Consider the following 17,289-nt stretch of genomic DNA (forward strand, 5'->3'; position numbering starts at 1 on the left):
AGAGGCGCAGAGAGAGAATTTTCATCTGTCCTCAAATGCGTTCAAAATATCTTCTGGCAAAGGTGCATCATAATTCTAAGGCAGGCAAGATGCCTACCCTACAAGAAATTAACCCAAGGCGGAATTTAAATCACTCTGTGCTTGTTCCAGGGCTGCTGGTAACTTACTAGCATCGCGTCCGCCGGCTTGGGCGAGGTTTGGTCTACCGCCACCGCCACCACCGCAAATTTTCGCTACAGCACCCACAAATTTACCCGCCTGTAAGCCTTTCTTGTTCACTTCAGGACTAAAGGCTGCAACTAAGCTGACTTTCCCCTCTTCGGGAACTGAACCTAACACCACTGCACCGTTACCGATTTTTTGCAGTAAGCGTTCGGCTGCGGTTTTTAAGGATTCGGGGTCAACGCCTTCTAACTCGGCGACGATGATTTTATGATCGCCTAAAGTTGTCGCTGTTTGGAGTAAGCTGTCAGATTTAGCGATCGCCAATTGTCCTTTCAGTGTTTCTAGTTGCTTCTCTGCATTCCTTAGTTCGCTTTGCAGGGTGGTGATTCTCTCTGGTAGTTCTTCGGGTTTGACTTTGAAGCGATCGCTTAAATCTTTAACCACTTTATCCCGTACATTCAAGTAATCTAAGATTGCGGGGCCGGAAACAGCTTCAATCCGCCGCACCCCAGAAGCCACACCAGCTTCAGTAATAATCTTAAATACGCCTATCTCCGCAGTATTACTGACGTGCGTCCCACCGCATAATTCCATCGACACATCAGGAAAATCGATGACGCGGACTTCATCACCGTATTTTTCCCCAAACATCGCTACAGCACCTCTAGCTTTCGCCTCAGCTAAGGGTAATACTTCGATTTTGGCGGAGTGGGCTTCGGCTATCCAGGTGTTAACCTGTTCTTCCACTTGTTGGATTTCCTCTAGAGTTAAACCACGGGGACAGTTGAAGTCAAAGCGCAATCTGTCAAAGGATACCAAAGAACCGGCTTGAGATATCCCCTCATCCACAAATTTCTTTAACGCCGCTTGTAGGAGGTGAGTTGCTGTATGGTTAGCTTGGGCGCGACGACGACAAGCGCGATCAATTTGGGCGGTGACGGTATCGCCTACGCGCAGTGTACCGCGTTCGATGCGTCCGAAGTGGACGAAGAAATCGGATTCTTTCTTCACATCTTCCACGCGTACAACCACGCCGTCGCCGGAGATATAACCGCGATCGCCGATTTGTCCACCCGATTCGGCATAGAATGGGGTTTGGTTGAGGACAATCTGCACGTCTGTTCCGGCTTCGGCTTCCTCTTGAGAAACGCCACCCACTAATAAAACTTCGACTTTCGCTGTTGCTACTGGTTGGGTGTAACCGATAAACTCGGTGGCGTGGATGTGTTCTGCAAGTTTGTCGAGAGAACCTTGCACTGTTAAGTCGATGGTTTCGTGTGCGGCTTTGGCGCGTTCGACTTGCTTTTGCATCTCCACTTTAAAGCCAGCTTCATCAACAGTGAGGTGATTTTCCTCGGCGACTTCTTGAGTGAGTTCTAGGGGGAAACCGTAGGTATCGTAAAGTGTGAAAGCACTTTCACCACTAATTTGGGTTTGCCCTTGCTGTTTCACCTGTTGGATAATTTCCTCTAGGAGTTTCTCTCCTCTATCTAAAGTTTTGAGGAAATTTGCTTCTTCTCGTTGCAGTTCGGCTTTGATTGCGGCTTCCCGTTGGCGGACATTGGGGTATGCTGATTCGGAAAGGGCGATCGCACTTTCGGCGACTTGGTTAATAAATTCCCCAGTAATACCAATTAATCGCCCATGACGCACCACTCGCCGAATTAATCGCCGCAATATATAACCCCTCCCCACATTGGAGGCGCGGATTTCATCAGCAATCATGTGGACAACGGAACGGACATGATCACCAATGACTTTTAAAGAAACTTTGGTGTTTTCATCACTGTTATGGTAATCAATCCCCGCAATTTTGGCGGCTGTCTCGATAATCGGGAAAATTAAGTCAGTTTCATAATTATTCGGCACTTTTTGGAGAATTTGCGCCATTCTCTCCAAACCCATACCGGTATCGATGTTTTTATTTTGCAGGGGTGTTAAGTTACCTTCTACATCCCGGTTGTATTGCATGAACACCAAGTTATAAAACTCGATAAACCGGGTGTCATCTTCTAAATCTATATTCTCATCGCCCCGTTCTGGGTGGAAGTCGTAATAAATTTCGGAACAAGGGCCACAGGGGCCAGTGGGGCCAGATACCCAAAAGTTATCATCTGCACCCATACGTTTAATTCTGGCTGACGTTACACCAATTTGATCTCGCCAGATAGCAAAAGCTTCGTCATCTTCTTCATAGACGCTGACTACTAGTTGTTCCTTGGGTAAGCCAAAAACTTCTGTGGAAATTTCCCAACCCCAGGCGATCGCTTGTTCCTTAAAATAGTCACCAAAGCTAAAATTACCCAGCATCTCAAAAAATGTATGATGCCGTTTGGTGCGTCCGACATTTTCGATATCGTTGGTACGGATGCACTTTTGGGAAGTTGTCGCCCGGTTAAATTCTGGTGTGCGCTGCCCCAGGAATATCGGTTTAAATGGTAGCATCCCTGCGATCGTCAACAGCACAGTGGGATCTTCTGGCACAAGGGACGCACTAGGCAACATTTGGTGTCCCCTTTGAGCATAGAAGTTAAGGAATTTGGCGCGAATTTCGTTACCGCCTATGAACTGGGGGTTTGAAGACATGGGAAGAAATGACAAATTAGTTTTATTTAAGGATTAAGGGCTAGTACCGCCGTGAATTCAAAATTCGTCTGATAAAGTTGGGCGGGACGGAAACCGACACCGCTACGCCATTTGCTACAACCGGGAGAACCCCGGCAACGCAGTGGTTCAACTTTGCGCTTATTTACACCGTACTGTAATAGTAGTCTTTCATTGTAGCAAGTGGCGTGGATTTAGGGGGATAAAACCACATTTTGCAACCAGCACTCCAGATGTGTGTACACATTAGCCCTTTGGGAGAAGGTTCAGCGTCTAGGTGTTAGGTAGCAAATGGGTTTTTTACGTGGTTGATTACTCTTCCACCGCGTTAATCCTACCACATTTAAGTGAGGACTAAAGCCCTTAATCGTGGTTTTCATCCCTGGTCTATTTACACAGCCTTTCCCCTAAGAAGAAGCACTTTGGACGCAACTACGTTGCTTTTTTTTCGGGGGTTTTAACCTACTCTGTATAAAGAGGAATTTAATGAATAGTAGCCACTTATGATTTTATTCAATTAAATTAATTCGTATTTATTTAAATTTAAAAAACTCAATTTTAATCATCTGAAATATCTGAGCAATTATATATAATTCAAATATCTTGCGGATTGCCAATTTCATGATTGTATTTACTGATGCTATCTAGCTTTGATACATTATTTATTTAATGTGCTGGAAAAATAGACAAAGTAACTCATTTTATTAGTATTTTTGCACGAGTTTTATTAAAAATTTACATTCTAAAAAAAGTATATAAAATTACGGGATCATCTGGGTGATTTTGCGTATTCTCACGATAAAAAGCTTTATTTTAAGTAAAATTACTTAAAAATTTTTGGTATATAGTATATATAAAAATATATTTTTTTAGTATTTTATACTGAGGTTTCACAATGGAGATTACTATGATATTAAAGGTAGGTTAAATTTTAGTTTTCTTGAAGCTTAAATTATAACTTTATGACTAATTTAAATTCGCTTAAATTATCATCACCTGATAAATACATAAATAATATGATACCTCTGTAGAATATTCGGTATTTTTACTGTTTTATAAATCAAAATCAAAGCAATAGACAATTAAAATAAGGGAAAATAATCTAGTCTTTATATGTTTTAGTAAATGTATTAAGAGGATATTAAATTTTAAGGTTTTTGTTCATGCTAGATGTAAAAATGTATAGATATATACAAATATTTTCGGGAGAATAATAAATCTATAAGGTATTGGCAAAATAAACTTAAATATTAGCAAGAATAAAGGCAAAAAGCACAGCAATGAAAAGCAGCATTCTGGTCTTTGGAAGTCATAACTTTCTTGCCACACTTCCCGATCAGATTCATGATGCTAACACTTTTAATTTAAAAGTGATAAATGATTTTAATCAGGCAGTGTCGCACATACAAATTGTGCAGCCCGATATTATATTTGTGCAGGCAAGTTGGAAGGGTAGCATAAAAATTTGCAGCTGGTTAAAAGAACAAAACCAGCTATCCTGGATACATTGTATTTTGGTGGAAGATCGTCCCTATCTGTTATTTGAAAAAAGTCAACGTGGTTGGGAATGGGAGTTTGAGATAACTGCTCATGCCCTAAATTTAGGTGCAGATGCTTATATTTGGTTATTAACTGAAGAGACAAACGATCGCCTCACAACTGCAACCAAAAGTTTAATCTTAAGTCAATTAACAGTTGGTGTGCGAAAAGTCCAAAAGTATCGCGATTTGATGAATACTAATGATATTCTCTCAGCGATCGCTTTAGCAGATTCACTAACAGAATTAAATAATCGTCGCGCCCTAGAATGGGATTTACCCAGACAAATCAACAAAGCCCGGACTCAAGATATTCCCTTGAGCTTAATTATTATAGATGTAGACTTCTTTAAAAAGGTTAATGATCAACATGGACATTTAGTTGGCGATCGCCTTTTGCAATTGCTGTGTAGCCGTCTGCGTCATAATTTACGTAGTCAGGATATAGCATTCCGTTACGGTGGAGAGGAGTTTGTAGTGCTTTTACCTCATACAAATGGTGACGAAGCACTGACAGTAGCTGAACGTCTCAATCGTATAGTTAAAGAACAACCCTTTGCTATCAACGGTAACTTACATCTGCATATCACCATCAGTTTAGGTGTGGCTTATTTCCAACCCAATGATGATGAAAAAGGAATGAACTTGTTAGATCGTGCCGATCAGTGTCTCTTGGCCGCTAAAGCAGCTGGACGAAACCAAGTCATGGGCTGGGAACAATACTCCCAAGTCTCCAACCTGGAAGCAGTTTCTTAAAAGTAGGGGTATAGGAGGATTCAAAACCCTTAGACCCCAGCCCGTTCAAAGCGAACAAATGAACTACTAAGACAAAGGCTAAAACCCGCTCCCAATATCAGTACCAGATTTAGCAAATTAGACAATACTCACCCTAACAGGGAGGAAATATCCCAGCGATCGCACTTTCTGCTTATGCGGGAGAAATTCACCAACAACAAGCACTCCAATCAGGATTTCAACAACATATTGCCAAACCCATCGACTCGGATGAGTTGGTCAGAGCAATTGCCATCATAATTGGAACTTAAGATTAAATAGTTGAAACTTGACAAACTTTGCTCTCATCTTAGCGGCGGGTAAATCTACTCGCATGGGTATCTGCAAAACCTCACTAAGTTGGGGTGCAGGTCAAAATTTATTAACTTATCAACAAGAACAGTGGTTGAGTATCGGCTTTACTCCTGTAGTAGTGTTAGGTTCACATAATATTGACCGACAGAAGGATTGTCTTGTTGGTAGTTTAACGGTGATTAATCCTCATAGTCATGCTGGGAAAACAACTTCTATTTTGGCAGGGTTAGAAAATATTTCCCCAAATTTTGAAACTTTAGCAATTTCCGCCGTTGACCAACCTAGAGAAGCAGGGATTTACCAACAACTATTACAAGCACATCAAGACAATTCAGCCTTAATTACTGCACCTGTATATCAAAATAAAATGGGGCATCCTATATTGTTTGCTCATCAAATGCGATCGCACTTAGCAAATATTCGCGAAGAAACTCTAGGTTTACGTCAAATTATCCAAGAATTTTACGCTGCAATTAACAAAGTTCCATTGGATGATCCGGCTGTGTTATTGGATATCAATACGCCGGAACAGTATGGGGAGAGGGGGACAGGTGACAGGGGGATTTTAGATTGAAACTAATCCAAAATCTAAAATCCACGCATTGAATTTCCCCATGCCCTAAACCTGATCTTTTGCGGGTGTGGCGATACCTCGCCGCACTAGATTGCTTTCTAATTCTTTAATGAATTGCATATCTGCTTCTAGGAGAGGTTGGTTACTGAAGTGAGAAGGGATTTTCTCCAAAAAAGCGAATGCTTGACGAAATTCATCGGGACTAGCTGCAAATGGTGCATCAAAATGACAAGCAATAATCTGCTGAAAATCCCATTTTGCGATTTGATTCGCCCAATTGAGTACCTGGGTTGGTGCTTGCGGAAAAATTAGGGTTTGTAAAATGGGGGCTACAAATGGTCTGCCATTACCTCGCAGTGCAGTAAATGACTGCTGCCAATTATCTTGCCAGTGAAACGGAAATAAACCAAAGTAAGCCTTGGGTGAGTGATCTGGTGCTTGGATAGCATCGCGTAACATCTGCCCTAGTCCATTGATTTGCAGCGCACTCGGACGAAAGTAAATGGCAAATAAACAAATGCGCTGCCACCCTTGGCGGCGGTTGGTGGCATTATCTGTAATAACTTGGTGTACGCGTTCTCTGGCGTGAAACAGTAAAGGGTAGGGGTCTAATTGGCTGATGGCTGGTGGATCTTCTGGTATGGATAATACTGCATCGGTTATAAGTAGAGTCTGCGATCGCTTATGGAACATCGCCACTTCTACAAATGAGCCTCGTCCTAAGTTAATGTCTAAAATTGCATAGTCGAACTCATTAGCAAAGGGAACTTGGCTGCTATCTTCTGGTAATACCTGTGTACGTTTTTGGGGAAATCCTAGCCAACTCAGGGGCATATTCCAGGGGAAACTCCACTGATGGGGGACAACAAATACCTGTGCTTGGGGAAAGCATCTGGCAAATGGCCCAACGAATACTTTATGTTCTAAACCAGAACTAGTAGGCAGAATAACATACTTAACTTCTCCATGCTGGGCTACCAAATCTCTCACAAGTCTTACACACTCTGGAGTTGCCGCCACAGGTGCATAAACTAACAAACCACCTGCATCTAGCTTGATCACAGTCATGCGAATGGGGACTATGGTGTAGAGAATGCCATGCAGCTGGTCGAATGTCCAAATCGTGTCTTTAACGACTTCTCGGCAAAGTGTCCGCCGTCTACCGTAGGGATAAAGTGGCAAAGCCGGCCAGAATGGCCACAACCAATCTTTAGGATTCTCACCCTGCGACTCTACCCGTGTTTTCATCATCGTTCACTCATTTCATGCTATTTTCTCATTTCTAGCATTGAGCATTCATCAATATAATTAAGGAAGATTAAGCACAAGATCATTAAAATCCCGTTTAATTACGAATTACGAATTATGAGCCAAACTGCCCTCAATCTAGTTGCCATATCTGTTTTTCTGATAACGCTATCGACATTGTTGGGGCCGTTAATTAACTTATCCCCCACTATCCCAGCGATCGCTACCTTCACAATTTTGGGTATAGCCACGGTTGATAGTTTCAGCTTGCAGGGTAAGGGGGGTACGATTGTTTTAGATTGGATTGCGGGGTTTTCTCCACAACACCGCGATCGCATTATTCACCATGAAGCTGGACATTTCCTCGTCGCCCACCTTTTAGAAATTCCCGTCACAGGCTATACCCTCAGTGCGTGGGAAGCCTGGAAACAAGGTCAATCTGGACAAGGTTGTGTGACTTTTGATGATCAAGAATTAGCTTTGCAGTTGCAGAAAGGTAAAATTAGTACCCAAATGGTGGATCGTTACTGCACTGTTTGCATGGCAGGGATTGCTGCTGAAAGCTTAGTCTTTGATCGGGCTGAAGGTGGTACTGATGATCAAAGCAAATTAGCTAGTGTCTTGAAGATTTTAGGTTTTTCAGAGTCAGCCTATCAGCAGAAACAAAGGTTTTACGCTCTACAAGCCAAAACTCTCTTACAAGAAAATTGGTCTAGCTACCAAGCCTTAGTCCAAGTTATGGGACAACGCGGTACAGTCGCAGATTGCCAAAATGCGATCGCTAATTCTTAACAGGGATCTAAGGGCAGCCCTTTCAACGCGAACAAATGAACTATATCCTCTTTTGGATAATTCAAGTTGTGAATTGCTAGAAAAGAGGTATTTTTTAGCAATTACAACTGTTCAAACTATTGAATTAGATAAATTCATACATGAATTTCTTAAAATCCAGTCATGCAATCATAGATGATGCACCCTAAATTTCTATATTTCCATCGTGTTTTTACTTAGCCTAAAAAATAACTGTTGTTACATTAGGTGTAATTTATAACTAATCTGGACAAGAAAGCAAAAATCAAGCTAGCATCTAAAAGAGCTGAAAAGCCTATAAATCAAGCTTTGTTTCAGTAGTATTGGCATTTGTGTTAAGTATTTTCTGGGTTCACCGCAAATACCGTAGTATTTATCAACAAAAAACACATGATTGTGCTGTTTTCTTTACAACTACTTCATAAAGTTAGGGTGAATTTAGAACAATAAGTAAAGATGCGACTTTGGCGTAGCTGTGTTTTTTATGAGGTGTTATATATTATCGAGAGGTTAATCAAGACCAGCTTAAGTAATCTAACTGGAACAAAAATGTCAGCACAGCTAATAATATCTGAGCATTCCAGGATAGTAGTGAGTAAAGAACAGGTTTACTCAGAGCTACAGGGAGAAGCAGTCATTCTTGATATCAAGTCGGGAGTTTACTACGGATTGAATCAGGTAGGGGCTAGCATCTGGAATTTTATTCAAGTTCCCAAAACTGTGGAGGAAATTCAAGCCGCATTGCTAGCAGAATATGATGTTGAACCGGAAACTTGCGAACATGAAGTTTCTGTTCTACTGCAAGATTTAGCAGCTAAGGGACTGATAGATATTACTAATGACGCGCCTGCTTAAGTTTTTGCGCCTCAATCATAGCGATCGCTATTTGTTGATCAATACTTTGATTTTATTAGGGTTGATCAATTTAGGATTGTGGTTACTGCCCTTTAGCACCTTACGACGACTTCTAAATAGGATAAGTCAACCAAACTCTAGAATATCAAAACCTTCTGTGCATAAAATTATCTGGGCTGTTGATGTCAGCACTAATTTTATACCAGGAGCGAAGTGTTTAGCTCGTGCTTTGACCTGCCAAGTTTTTATGGTTCAAAGCGGTTACTCTCCTGAACTCCGCATTGGAGTTGCTAAGAATGAGGAAGGAAAACTAAAAGCTCATGCTTGGATAGAGAATCAGGGAAAAGTTGTGATTGGCTATCTCTCTAATCTCTCATCCTATACACCCCTACCAACTTTGCCGAGGAATTTACTATGAGCGGTATTGTCGGGATCTACCAACTGAATGGACAACCAGTAGACCATGAGCAACTCACCCGAATGGTAGATGCGATCGCTCATAGAGGGCCAGATGGGGCGGATATATGGTGTTCTGGATCTGTAGGCTTGGGTCATCGAATGCTGTGGACTACTCCTGAGTCTTTGCAGGAGAAGTTACCCATGCTCAATCCAGCCGGGAATTTAGTGTTGACAGCCGATGTCAGGATAGATAATCGCGATGAATTAATCTCTGCATTGCAAATCAAACATTATCCAGCCGAAAAAATCACAGATAGTTATTTGGTTTTAGCTGCTTATGAACAATGGGGTGAGCAGTGTCCCAAACATCTCATTGGTGATTTTGCTTTTGCGATTTGGGATGAGCGCAAACAGCAGCTTTTTTGTGCTAGGGATGCGATGGGAGTTAAACCCTTGTATTACTACAGGTTTAAGCAAACATTTATCTTTGCATCTGAGATTAAATCCCTGTTGACATTCCCTGGTGTTCCTTGCCAGATTAACGAAGCAATGGTTGCAGATTATCTGGCAAAAATTCTGTTTTGCGGCCGCAAGGAAGATTCATTTTATACTGATATTCGTGAACTACGGGCGGCGGAAAGTCTAACTATTAGTCCCAATCGGACTGAAATTAAGTCTTATTGGTGTCCCGATCTTAGCTATGAACTGAATTTATCCTCAGATGAGCAATATGTAGAAGCTTTTCGAGAAATTTTTATGGAAGCAGTCCGTTGTCGTTTGCGGAGTGCTTTTCCGATTGGTTCTACCCTCAGTGGTGGTTTAGATTCTTCTTCAATTGCGTGTACTGCTAGGCAATTGTTAGCCAAAGAAGGTAGACAAAAATTACATACGTTCTCAGCAATTTTTCCGAGTTTGGCAGAGATATCACCCAAAATTGATGAGCGTCCTTACATGGCGGCTGTGTTAGCTCAAGGTGACTATCAGGCTCACGATGTCCATGCAGATCAATTAAGTCCTTTGATGGATGTGGATCAAGTTTATTTGCATGGTGAAGAACCAATCCCCGCCCCAAATTTCTATATGGATTGGGCTGTGTTTAAGGCTGCATCTGAGCAGAATTTACGGGTTTTGTTCACTGGGATTGATGGTGATACAACAATTACCTATGGATTCCAATATTTATCAGAGCTAGCGGCTTCTTTTAGATGGCTGAAGTTGATGGAAGAAGGAACGGCTTTAGCCAAGGTCTGGAAGAAATCAGCGCGTCATGTGATTTGGAACTACGGTTTGAAGTCAGTTGTACCCGAACCAATTGTAGAAGTGTTGCAAAGACTGCGCGGTAGTTACCAAACAGATGATTCTTTAGAAGAATCTTTAACACTACTCAATCCAGAATTTGCTCAACGCCTGGGTATGGCGGAACGGATGCAAACAGAGACAGTGAAATCTTTAATGGATCAAAGGTCTTCCATGTCGGCTAGGGAAGCGCACTGGCTAGCACTAAACAATGGTTCGGTGAGATATGCTTTGCAATGGTTAGATAAAACCGCAGCCGCCTTTTCTTTGGAAGCTCGCCATCCATTTTGCGATCGCCGTTTGGTAGAATTTTGTTTAGCTCTCCCCTCTAGTCAAAAATTACACAAGGGTTGGACACGCTCAATTTTACGGAGAGCGATGGAGGGAATTTTACCCAAGGACGTACAATGGCGGCTAGGTAAGGGTAATCTAGGGGCTAACTTCCGGCTCAGACTACTGGGAGACGAAAGAGCAACTCTTGAGCAGGTAATTTTTCAAGAGTCACATTTGATAGAAAACTATGTAAATATACTCAAATTACAATCAGCATACTCCCGCTATGCTGCTAATCCTAATGCCGCAGATCCAGAATCTGTAGATATTTTCGTCGCTGTCAATCTCGCTTTATGGATTAAGCAATCAGGTGTGACAGCAACCGCTAATACTTAATAAATTCATTGGTGGAGATAGGTGATAGGTGACAGGTGACAGGTGACAGGAAAGAAGTTGGTGTAGTTAGTGGATTTATTGGAGGAGGAGCATGAAAAATTATGAGTTAGCTACTAGGGGTTTTGTTTAAAACCTCTAGTCATGAAAACAGGTACTAGCTTTTAGTACATTCAAAAAAAGGAAGTTAAGCAATGAACACAACTAAAAAAGTTTGGACAGCACCTGCTGTCACCGTCTATGGCAATGTTGAAGCGATCACAGAACAAGTTAAGCCCAAAAAACTAGGTGCTTCTGACGACTTTGGCGTTGCTGGTGTAAGTGACGCTTAGTTAGAGCAACAGCCAAGGTGGTTAGGACATGAACAGATGATAAAACTTAGACAGCAGAAGACGTTTAACCCCGTCACCTGTCCCCTGTCACCTTCAATACCTTGACTAAGCGATCGCAGATCCCTATGATGATGAGCGTGTTTCCCTAATTAGCGCGCAGACTCACTTAATTCACAAACAGGAGTAGAGTTCATGAGTAAAAAAGTTTGGACAGTACCTACCGTCACAGTCTACGGTAACGTTGAAGCGATCACAGAACAAGTTAAGCCCAAAAAACTAGGCGCATCTGACGACTTTGGCGTTTCTGGTGTAAGTGACGCTTAGAGGAATCTGTCTGAGGATGAGCGGCTAATCAAATCCCCAGACAAACTTCCTGGACTGATACCAATTCCCAATCCAAAATTAAGAAACTCAGATGTAGTTAGTTTTCCCGACTTCCATCTGTGCCTTAATTTTGGAAGATTTGGCATAACCGTGTTTCAATCATAGCTATCACAAGCTCCAAGAGCAACTCATGCTGCTTGGAGCTGCATTGCACATATCAAAAATACTTTAAATATGATGAGATTGCGAAATGTATAAATACTTTGCGTATGGTTTAGGTATACATTCCAATCTAGTTTTACCAGAGTTACTGGAATTGGATACGGAATGTGATATTACTGTCACAGTTAAGAGTAGTAGTCAGGGATATGTCGAGCCTTCTCAGCCTAGGGAATATCTCAAAGTGTCGCCACAAGAAACGATGGTTGCAATGAAGGGTGTGGGTATATTCCACATCATCAACGGTGCAGAAGTGATTGTCACTCCCGCACCAAATGCAGATCAACGACTGATGCAATTGTGCCTTTCTGGTAGTGCGATGGGTATTTCGCTCTATCAAAGAGGATTTTCACTCATCTTACACGCTAGTGCAGTAGCAGTTGATCACCAAGTTATCTGTTTTCTGGGACATTCTGGTGCTGGGAAATCTTCAGCCGCAGCAGCGATGCTGGCGCGTGGTCACAAGATTGTTTCTGATGATGTAGTACCTGTAATTTTAGAATCTCCAGTTAAGGTAGTTCCTGGCTATCCCCAAATGAAGATGAGTCCAGAAGTTGCTACTACTTGTGGATATGATTTGGAATCGTTGATTTATTTGCATCCTTTGTTGGGAGAGTATGGTTATCGCCGTGAGCAAGATTTTGCTTGTAAGCCACAACAATTGCATAGTCTCTATGTACTTGTGGATAGTGATGAGTTGGCAATTGAGGCAGTGCGATCACAAGGGGCGATATTAGAATTAATTACTAACTCTTATGGTATTTGCTCTTTGCAGCAAGCTTTCAACCGTGAACAGCATCTGAGTCAATGTGTGGAGCTGTTGAGGAGTATACCTATTTATAAGCTCAAAAGACCCCGGTCTTTACCTCTGTTATCTGAGGTGGCTAAGTATGTGGAGGATCATGTGCAGTGTCAGATGGGGAATTTTAAACGCAAAGTGGCGCGGAGGTTTACGCAAAGTGGCGCGGAGGTTTATTAGAGGCGATGGTGAGAAAGTTACAGAAGCTTCTAGGAACGCTGCGTCTTTTGCCTGCATTGCGTTTGGTATGGCAAAGTAGTCCTCGGTGGGCGATCGCGCGTACAGTATTGTTGGTGATTCAGGGTATATTACCTCTAATATCTATATATATAGCCAAACTGATTATAGATACGGTGGCTGCTAGTTTTACAATTGCCGATAAAACTGCAACTGTTAGTCAAGTTATTTTCTTAATTGTTCTCGCTGGTGCAGTTACTATTACGACTGTTATCTGTAACGCTTTGGCTGAGTTGGTAAATAATGCTCATTCCCAGAAGGTGACAGACTACATTCAAGACATTCTCCATACTAAGTCTATAGAAGCTGACCTGGAATACTACGAAAATTCCCACTATTACGACACTATGCAACGAGCGCAACAAGAAGCTCGTTATCGACCACCCTTAATTATCAATCGTCTAGCACAACTAGGGCAAAGTAGTATTTCCTTGCTAGGGATGATTGGTTTATTGCTGTCGTTACATTGGTCTATTGCTGGGGTGTTGATTGTGATATCTCTTCCAGCTATGTTAGTGCGAGTTAAATATGCTCGTGTGATGTATGATTGGCGACGCAAGAAAACCGGAATGGAACGCCTATCAGAGTATTTGGGTTGGATACTGACATCAGAGCAATTTGCTAAAGAAATTCGCTTGTTTAGTCTAGGAGATTACTTTGGTAAATGGTATCTCCGTATTAGAAGGCAAATCTACAAAGAAAGCATAGCTATTGACACTAGACGCGCTTTTGGTAATTTTATCGCCCAAACAATATCAGGAATTGTAGTTTTAGGGGTATTTGCGTTTATTATTTTTCAGACTATTCAAGGTGTCCTACGTATAGGAGATTTAGTGTTATATTCCCAAGCATTACAGCGTGGGGAAAGCGATATTAAAAACTTGTTGAGTAGTCTATCGGCTCTTTATGAAGACAACCTATTTTTAGCTAATCTTTACGAGTTTCTGGAACTAAAACCTAAATTGGCTGACCCTTTGCACCCCGTTCCTTTTCCAGAAGTTATTCAGACTGGTATTGTTGTGCAGAATGTTGGGTTTAAATATGCCAACAGTACCCGTCAAGCAATTAGAGATGTCAACTTGACCATTCGACCAGGGGAAGTTGTGGCTTTAGTTGGTGAAAATGGGTCAGGTAAAACTACATTAATTAAACTTTTATGCAGGTTGTATGACCCCACGACAGGTTCAATTACTGTTGATGGGATAGACTTGAGAGAATTTAAAATAGCAGAATTACGCCGCGAAATTAGCGTGATTTTCCAAGATTATGCCAAGTATAATTTCACAGCCCAGGAAAATATTTGGTTTGGCAACATTGACTTACCACCAGAACCAGAAAATATTATTGCTGCGGCGCGACGTTCCGGTGCTGATGATGTGATTTCTAAATTACCCCAAGGTTATGATACTACCCTCGGTCAATTATTTTCTCAAGGAGAAGAACTGAGTATTGGTCAGTGGCAAAAAGTTGCTTTAGCCAGGGCATTTTTAAGAAATTCCCAGTTAATTGTGCTGGATGAACCTACTAGTGCAATGGACCCCAAAGCTGAGTATGAAGTGTTTGAAAAATTCCGCCAATTAATTAAAGACCAATCTGCAATTTTGATTAGTCATCGTCTATCTACCGTGAAAATGAGCGATCGCATTTACGTCATGGACAATGGCACTATTGTGGAAAGCGGAACTCATGATCAACTCATGCAGATGAATGGGAAGTATGCCTACTTGTTTGAAACTCAAGCGCAGCAATATCGGATATAGCTTCGCTAGTGCTGTTAGCTGTAGCGCGGCGTTTAGCCGGTGCTGTTAGCGGTAGCGGGGCGTTTAGCCCGTGCTGACTTCTGAGTATTTTTCTCTTCGCTGCTTCTTTCTTTTAACATCTGTGTAGCAGAGCTAATCTACAACCTTAAGCAATCCTCTTTGTATACCATCAAATATTCTACTGATTTGTTGCCGTTCTCTTTCATTTAATCCTTCTTTAGATAGCAGTGTAGACATTAGTAACTGCTGATCACGGCGCGTAATTCTGCCAATAGCAAATATGCGCTCCAAAACTGTCTCTAAAGACAAGGGGATTGAGCTACTGGTAGCTTGCATATTCCTCACCAAAACTTTATGTTTTTCAAACTAAGTTATCTCAAAATAACAATTTTTTATAAAGTGTGACATTCGTAGCTATACCGAATCACTTAAGCTCAATAGTTATGGCTTTTATGCCTCCTCTGATACTCGCCTTTTCGGTAGAATGACTAGGCAGATTAGCAAGAAATAGGTCAAAGCTCATGGCTGATGCAAAGATTGGGATTATTGGTGGTAGCGGTTTATATAAAATGGAAGCCCTAAAAGATGTGGAAGAGGTGCAAATTGAAACGCCTTTTGGTTCACCTTCTGATGCGTTAATTATGGGGAGTTTGGATGGAGTGCGAGTAGCCTTTTTAGCGCGTCATGGACGTAATCATACGCTGTTACCTTCAGAGTTACCCTTCCGTGCCAATATCTATGCCATGAAGCAACTAGGTGTAGAGTATTTAATCTCAGCTAGTGCAGTGGGTTCTTTGAAAGCAGAAGCAAAACCACTGGATATGGTAGTACCAGATCAGTTTATAGATAGAACCAAAAATCGGGTTTCCACATTTTTTGGGGAAGGGATTGTGGCACATATTGCCTTTGGTGAGCCGATTTGTCAAAATTTAGCAGGGGTTTTAGGGGAAGCGATCGCATCTTTAAATTTACCAGATGTCACCCTGCATCATGGTGGTACGTATGTTTGTATGGAAGGGCCAGCATTCTCCACTAAAGCCGAATCAAATCTTTATCGCAGTTGGGGTGCAACCGTCATTGGTATGACCAATTTACCAGAAGCTAAATTAGCCAGGGAAGCCGAAATTGCCTATGCAACCTTAGCACTAGTGACAGATTATGATTGTTGGCATCCAGATCATGATAGCGTCACAGTAGAAATGGTAATTGCCAATTTACAACGGAATGCCGTTAACGCTCAAAAAGTGATTCAAGAAACTGTCCGCCGCTTGAGTGAAAAACCACCCACCAGCGACGCACATTCTGCTTTGAAATATGCGATTTTGACAAACTTAGCTAAAGCACCAGCAGAGACAAAAGAGAAGTTAGGTTTGTTGTTAAAGAAATATTTGTAGACTTCTCGTAACTCAATTTTGGTCGTTGCTGAATTTGAATATAAATCATATTTTCACTCAGCAACGCCAAATATTAACTAGCAGGCTTTAAGACATCTAAAGCTAAATTCAACTTCAACACATTCACGCCAGGTTCGCCAAAGATACCTAAAAAACGACCATCAATATTTTGAATAATTAAAGTTTCCAATTGGTTGGTTTCAACACCCCGCGCCTGGGCGACTCGTGCAATTTGCGCTTTAGCTCCTTCAAGGGTAATGTGAGGATCAAGGCTAGACGCTGATGTATAAACTAAATCTGCGGTTGCTTGCACTCCGGAATTTTGTAAACGTGTCAAGTCGCCGACAATTTTTTTACTAGGATCAGAATCATCTTTACCTTGGATACGTTCTAACAATGCTGGGTTACTAGGAGCTAAATTACTCGCACCAGAAACTCCAGTTTTTAAGATTCCCGCTTGATCATTTTTCGGATCAGCCGTGCTGTAGTTGGTGGTGCTGGGACGACTCCAAAAATATTGTTCACCAGCAAAAGGTTGACCAATTAATGCTGAACCAATTACCGTTCCTTGGGAGTTAGTAATTAAGCTAGCATTAGCTTGAAAAGGAAATAATATTTGTCCACAGAGTAGCATAAAAAAGGGATAAATAAATGCTGTCAATATCCACAGAGTTGCGGTAGAACGGATAGCTTTACTAATTTGACGGATCTGGCTCATTTTAAAATTTCTCCGGTTGAAAAATCACAACGAATAAATAAATACAAAGAGCAACAGTCACTAATCCTAAAAGACTAATAGTGTAAACTTGCCAGTGTGATACTTTTCCAGGTGTGGCGGCTGCAACGACTGGTGATAGCAGCACGTTAAAACACATGATCAGAAATATAGTCAGAGGTATTCTGTGACTTTTTGCATTGATGAAGGCAAGCATTTCTAAAACATCCTGTGATAGTAAACATTTCATTATTCTAACTTCTCA

At 41.6% G+C, this 17,289-nt stretch carries 16 protein-coding genes and 1 pseudogene; 12 read left to right on the forward strand and 5 right to left on the reverse strand.

Annotation, left to right across the window (positions count from 1 at the left end):
- Positions 1-108: 108 nt before the first annotated feature.
- Entirely contained in the window at positions 109-2,751 is a 2,643-nt protein-coding gene (gene alaS / locus ACM0OR_RS06575; protein ID WP_414575531.1) for an alanine--tRNA ligase, read from the reverse strand.
- A 1,298-nt stretch (positions 2,752-4,049) separates the two neighbouring features.
- On the opposite strand from alaS, the gene ACM0OR_RS06580 reads away from it, so the two are divergent.
- The 3 genes and pseudogenes from ACM0OR_RS06580 to ACM0OR_RS06590 all read left to right on the forward strand — a co-directional run bounded on the left by ACM0OR_RS06580 (position 4,050) and on the right by ACM0OR_RS06590 (position 5,970).
- The gene (locus ACM0OR_RS06580) at positions 4,050-5,063 is read left to right on the forward strand and encodes a GGDEF domain-containing protein (RefSeq protein WP_414575532.1); all 1,014 of its coding nucleotides are present in this window, start codon (positions 4,050-4,052) and stop codon (positions 5,061-5,063) included.
- 137 nt (positions 5,064-5,200) lie between these two features.
- Positions 5,201-5,353 (forward strand): annotated as a pseudogene (locus tag ACM0OR_RS06585) (response regulator); the annotation flags it as partial.
- 17 nt (positions 5,354-5,370) lie between these two features.
- On the forward strand, positions 5,371-5,970 hold the full coding sequence (locus ACM0OR_RS06590) for a nucleotidyltransferase family protein (RefSeq protein WP_414575533.1): 600 nt from the start codon (positions 5,371-5,373) through the stop codon (positions 5,968-5,970).
- A gap of 45 nt (positions 5,971-6,015) precedes the next feature.
- On the opposite strand, the gene ACM0OR_RS06595 is transcribed toward ACM0OR_RS06590, so the two are convergent.
- On the reverse strand, positions 6,016-7,221 hold the full coding sequence (locus ACM0OR_RS06595) for a DUF4336 domain-containing protein (RefSeq protein WP_414575534.1): 1,206 nt from the start codon (positions 7,219-7,221) through the stop codon (positions 6,016-6,018).
- A 114-nt stretch (positions 7,222-7,335) separates the two neighbouring features.
- On the opposite strand from ACM0OR_RS06595, the gene ACM0OR_RS06600 reads away from it, so the two are divergent.
- From ACM0OR_RS06600 to ACM0OR_RS06635, 8 genes are all read left to right on the forward strand, one after another.
- Positions 7,336-8,010, forward strand: coding sequence for an ATP-dependent Zn protease (locus ACM0OR_RS06600; RefSeq protein ID WP_414575535.1), 675 nt, complete (start codon positions 7,336-7,338; stop codon positions 8,008-8,010).
- A gap of 609 nt (positions 8,011-8,619) precedes the next feature.
- Positions 8,620-8,883: a PqqD family peptide modification chaperone gene (locus tag ACM0OR_RS06605; RefSeq protein WP_414575536.1), complete on the forward strand. Its 264-nt coding sequence runs from the start codon at positions 8,620-8,622 to the stop codon at positions 8,881-8,883.
- Complete coding sequence (locus tag ACM0OR_RS06610; protein ID WP_414575537.1) at positions 8,867-9,301, forward strand: lasso peptide biosynthesis B2 protein; 435 nt, start codon at positions 8,867-8,869, stop codon at positions 9,299-9,301. The genes ACM0OR_RS06605 and ACM0OR_RS06610 overlap by 17 nt, the downstream gene beginning before the upstream one ends.
- Complete coding sequence (locus ACM0OR_RS06615) at positions 9,298-11,247, forward strand: lasso peptide isopeptide bond-forming cyclase (protein ID WP_414575538.1); 1,950 nt, start codon at positions 9,298-9,300, stop codon at positions 11,245-11,247. The genes ACM0OR_RS06610 and ACM0OR_RS06615 overlap by 4 nt, the downstream gene beginning before the upstream one ends.
- 191 nt (positions 11,248-11,438) lie before the next feature.
- Positions 11,439-11,576, forward strand: a complete 138-nt coding sequence (locus ACM0OR_RS06620) for a hypothetical protein (RefSeq protein WP_323267982.1) — start codon at positions 11,439-11,441, stop codon at positions 11,574-11,576.
- A 192-nt stretch (positions 11,577-11,768) separates the two neighbouring features.
- Positions 11,769-11,900 (forward strand): hypothetical protein, encoded by a 132-nt coding sequence (locus tag ACM0OR_RS06625; RefSeq protein WP_277880790.1) that lies wholly within the window; start codon positions 11,769-11,771, stop codon positions 11,898-11,900.
- A 250-nt stretch (positions 11,901-12,150) separates the two neighbouring features.
- The gene (locus ACM0OR_RS06630) at positions 12,151-13,098 is read left to right on the forward strand and encodes a hypothetical protein (protein WP_414575539.1); all 948 of its coding nucleotides are present in this window, start codon (positions 12,151-12,153) and stop codon (positions 13,096-13,098) included.
- Positions 13,099-13,103: 5 nt separating this feature from the next.
- A complete protein-coding gene (locus ACM0OR_RS06635; protein WP_414575540.1) occupies positions 13,104-14,915 on the forward strand; it encodes an ABC transporter ATP-binding protein in 1,812 nt (603 codons plus the stop codon).
- A 132-nt stretch (positions 14,916-15,047) separates the two neighbouring features.
- Here ACM0OR_RS06635 and ACM0OR_RS06640 read toward each other — a convergent pair whose 3' ends face one another.
- Complete coding sequence (locus ACM0OR_RS06640; RefSeq protein WP_414575541.1) at positions 15,048-15,251, reverse strand: hypothetical protein; 204 nt, start codon at positions 15,249-15,251, stop codon at positions 15,048-15,050.
- 185 nt (positions 15,252-15,436) lie between these two features.
- Here ACM0OR_RS06640 and ACM0OR_RS06645 point away from each other — a divergent pair, with 185 nt between their 5' ends.
- Entirely contained in the window at positions 15,437-16,309 is an 873-nt protein-coding gene (locus ACM0OR_RS06645) for an S-methyl-5'-thioadenosine phosphorylase (protein WP_414575542.1), read from the forward strand.
- Between the two features lie 73 nt (positions 16,310-16,382).
- Here ACM0OR_RS06645 and kdpC read toward each other — a convergent pair whose 3' ends face one another.
- On the reverse strand, positions 16,383-17,027 hold the full coding sequence (gene kdpC / locus ACM0OR_RS06650) for a K(+)-transporting ATPase subunit C (RefSeq protein WP_414575543.1): 645 nt from the start codon (positions 17,025-17,027) through the stop codon (positions 16,383-16,385).
- A gap of 1 nt (position 17,028) precedes the next feature.
- Entirely contained in the window at positions 17,029-17,274 is a 246-nt protein-coding gene (kdpF, locus tag ACM0OR_RS06655) for a K(+)-transporting ATPase subunit F (RefSeq protein ID WP_414575544.1), read from the reverse strand.
- Positions 17,275-17,289: the final 15 nt, after the last annotated feature.

Source organism: Anabaena sp. CCY 9402-a, from assembly GCF_963920945.1.
Lineage (GTDB): Bacteria > Cyanobacteriota > Cyanobacteriia > Cyanobacteriales > Nostocaceae > Trichormus > Trichormus minutissimus.

Coding starts and splice junctions, on each gene's coding strand:
- ACM0OR_RS06620 (WP_323267982.1), top strand. CDS start 11,439: ATGAACACAACTAAAAAAGTTTGGACAGCACCTGCTGTCACCGTCTAT.
- ACM0OR_RS06625 (WP_277880790.1), top strand. CDS start 11,769: ATGAGTAAAAAAGTTTGGACAGTACCTACCGTCACAGTCTACGGTAAC.
- ACM0OR_RS06635 (WP_414575540.1), top strand. CDS start 13,104: ATGGTGAGAAAGTTACAGAAGCTTCTAGGAACGCTGCGTCTTTTGCCT.
- ACM0OR_RS06610 (WP_414575537.1), top strand. CDS start 8,867: ATGACGCGCCTGCTTAAGTTTTTGCGCCTCAATCATAGCGATCGCTAT.
- ACM0OR_RS06615 (WP_414575538.1), top strand. CDS start 9,298: ATGAGCGGTATTGTCGGGATCTACCAACTGAATGGACAACCAGTAGAC.
- kdpF (WP_414575544.1), bottom strand. CDS start 17,274: ATGAAATGTTTACTATCACAGGATGTTTTAGAAATGCTTGCCTTCATC.
- ACM0OR_RS06645 (WP_414575542.1), top strand. CDS start 15,437: ATGGCTGATGCAAAGATTGGGATTATTGGTGGTAGCGGTTTATATAAA.
- ACM0OR_RS06600 (WP_414575535.1), top strand. CDS start 7,336: ATGAGCCAAACTGCCCTCAATCTAGTTGCCATATCTGTTTTTCTGATA.
- ACM0OR_RS06630 (WP_414575539.1), top strand. CDS start 12,151: ATGTATAAATACTTTGCGTATGGTTTAGGTATACATTCCAATCTAGTT.
- ACM0OR_RS06580 (WP_414575532.1), top strand. CDS start 4,050: ATGAAAAGCAGCATTCTGGTCTTTGGAAGTCATAACTTTCTTGCCACA.
- alaS (WP_414575531.1), bottom strand. CDS start 2,751: ATGTCTTCAAACCCCCAGTTCATAGGCGGTAACGAAATTCGCGCCAAA.
- ACM0OR_RS06595 (WP_414575534.1), bottom strand. CDS start 7,221: ATGATGAAAACACGGGTAGAGTCGCAGGGTGAGAATCCTAAAGATTGG.
- ACM0OR_RS06640 (WP_414575541.1), bottom strand. CDS start 15,251: ATGCAAGCTACCAGTAGCTCAATCCCCTTGTCTTTAGAGACAGTTTTG.
- kdpC (WP_414575543.1), bottom strand. CDS start 17,027: ATGAGCCAGATCCGTCAAATTAGTAAAGCTATCCGTTCTACCGCAACT.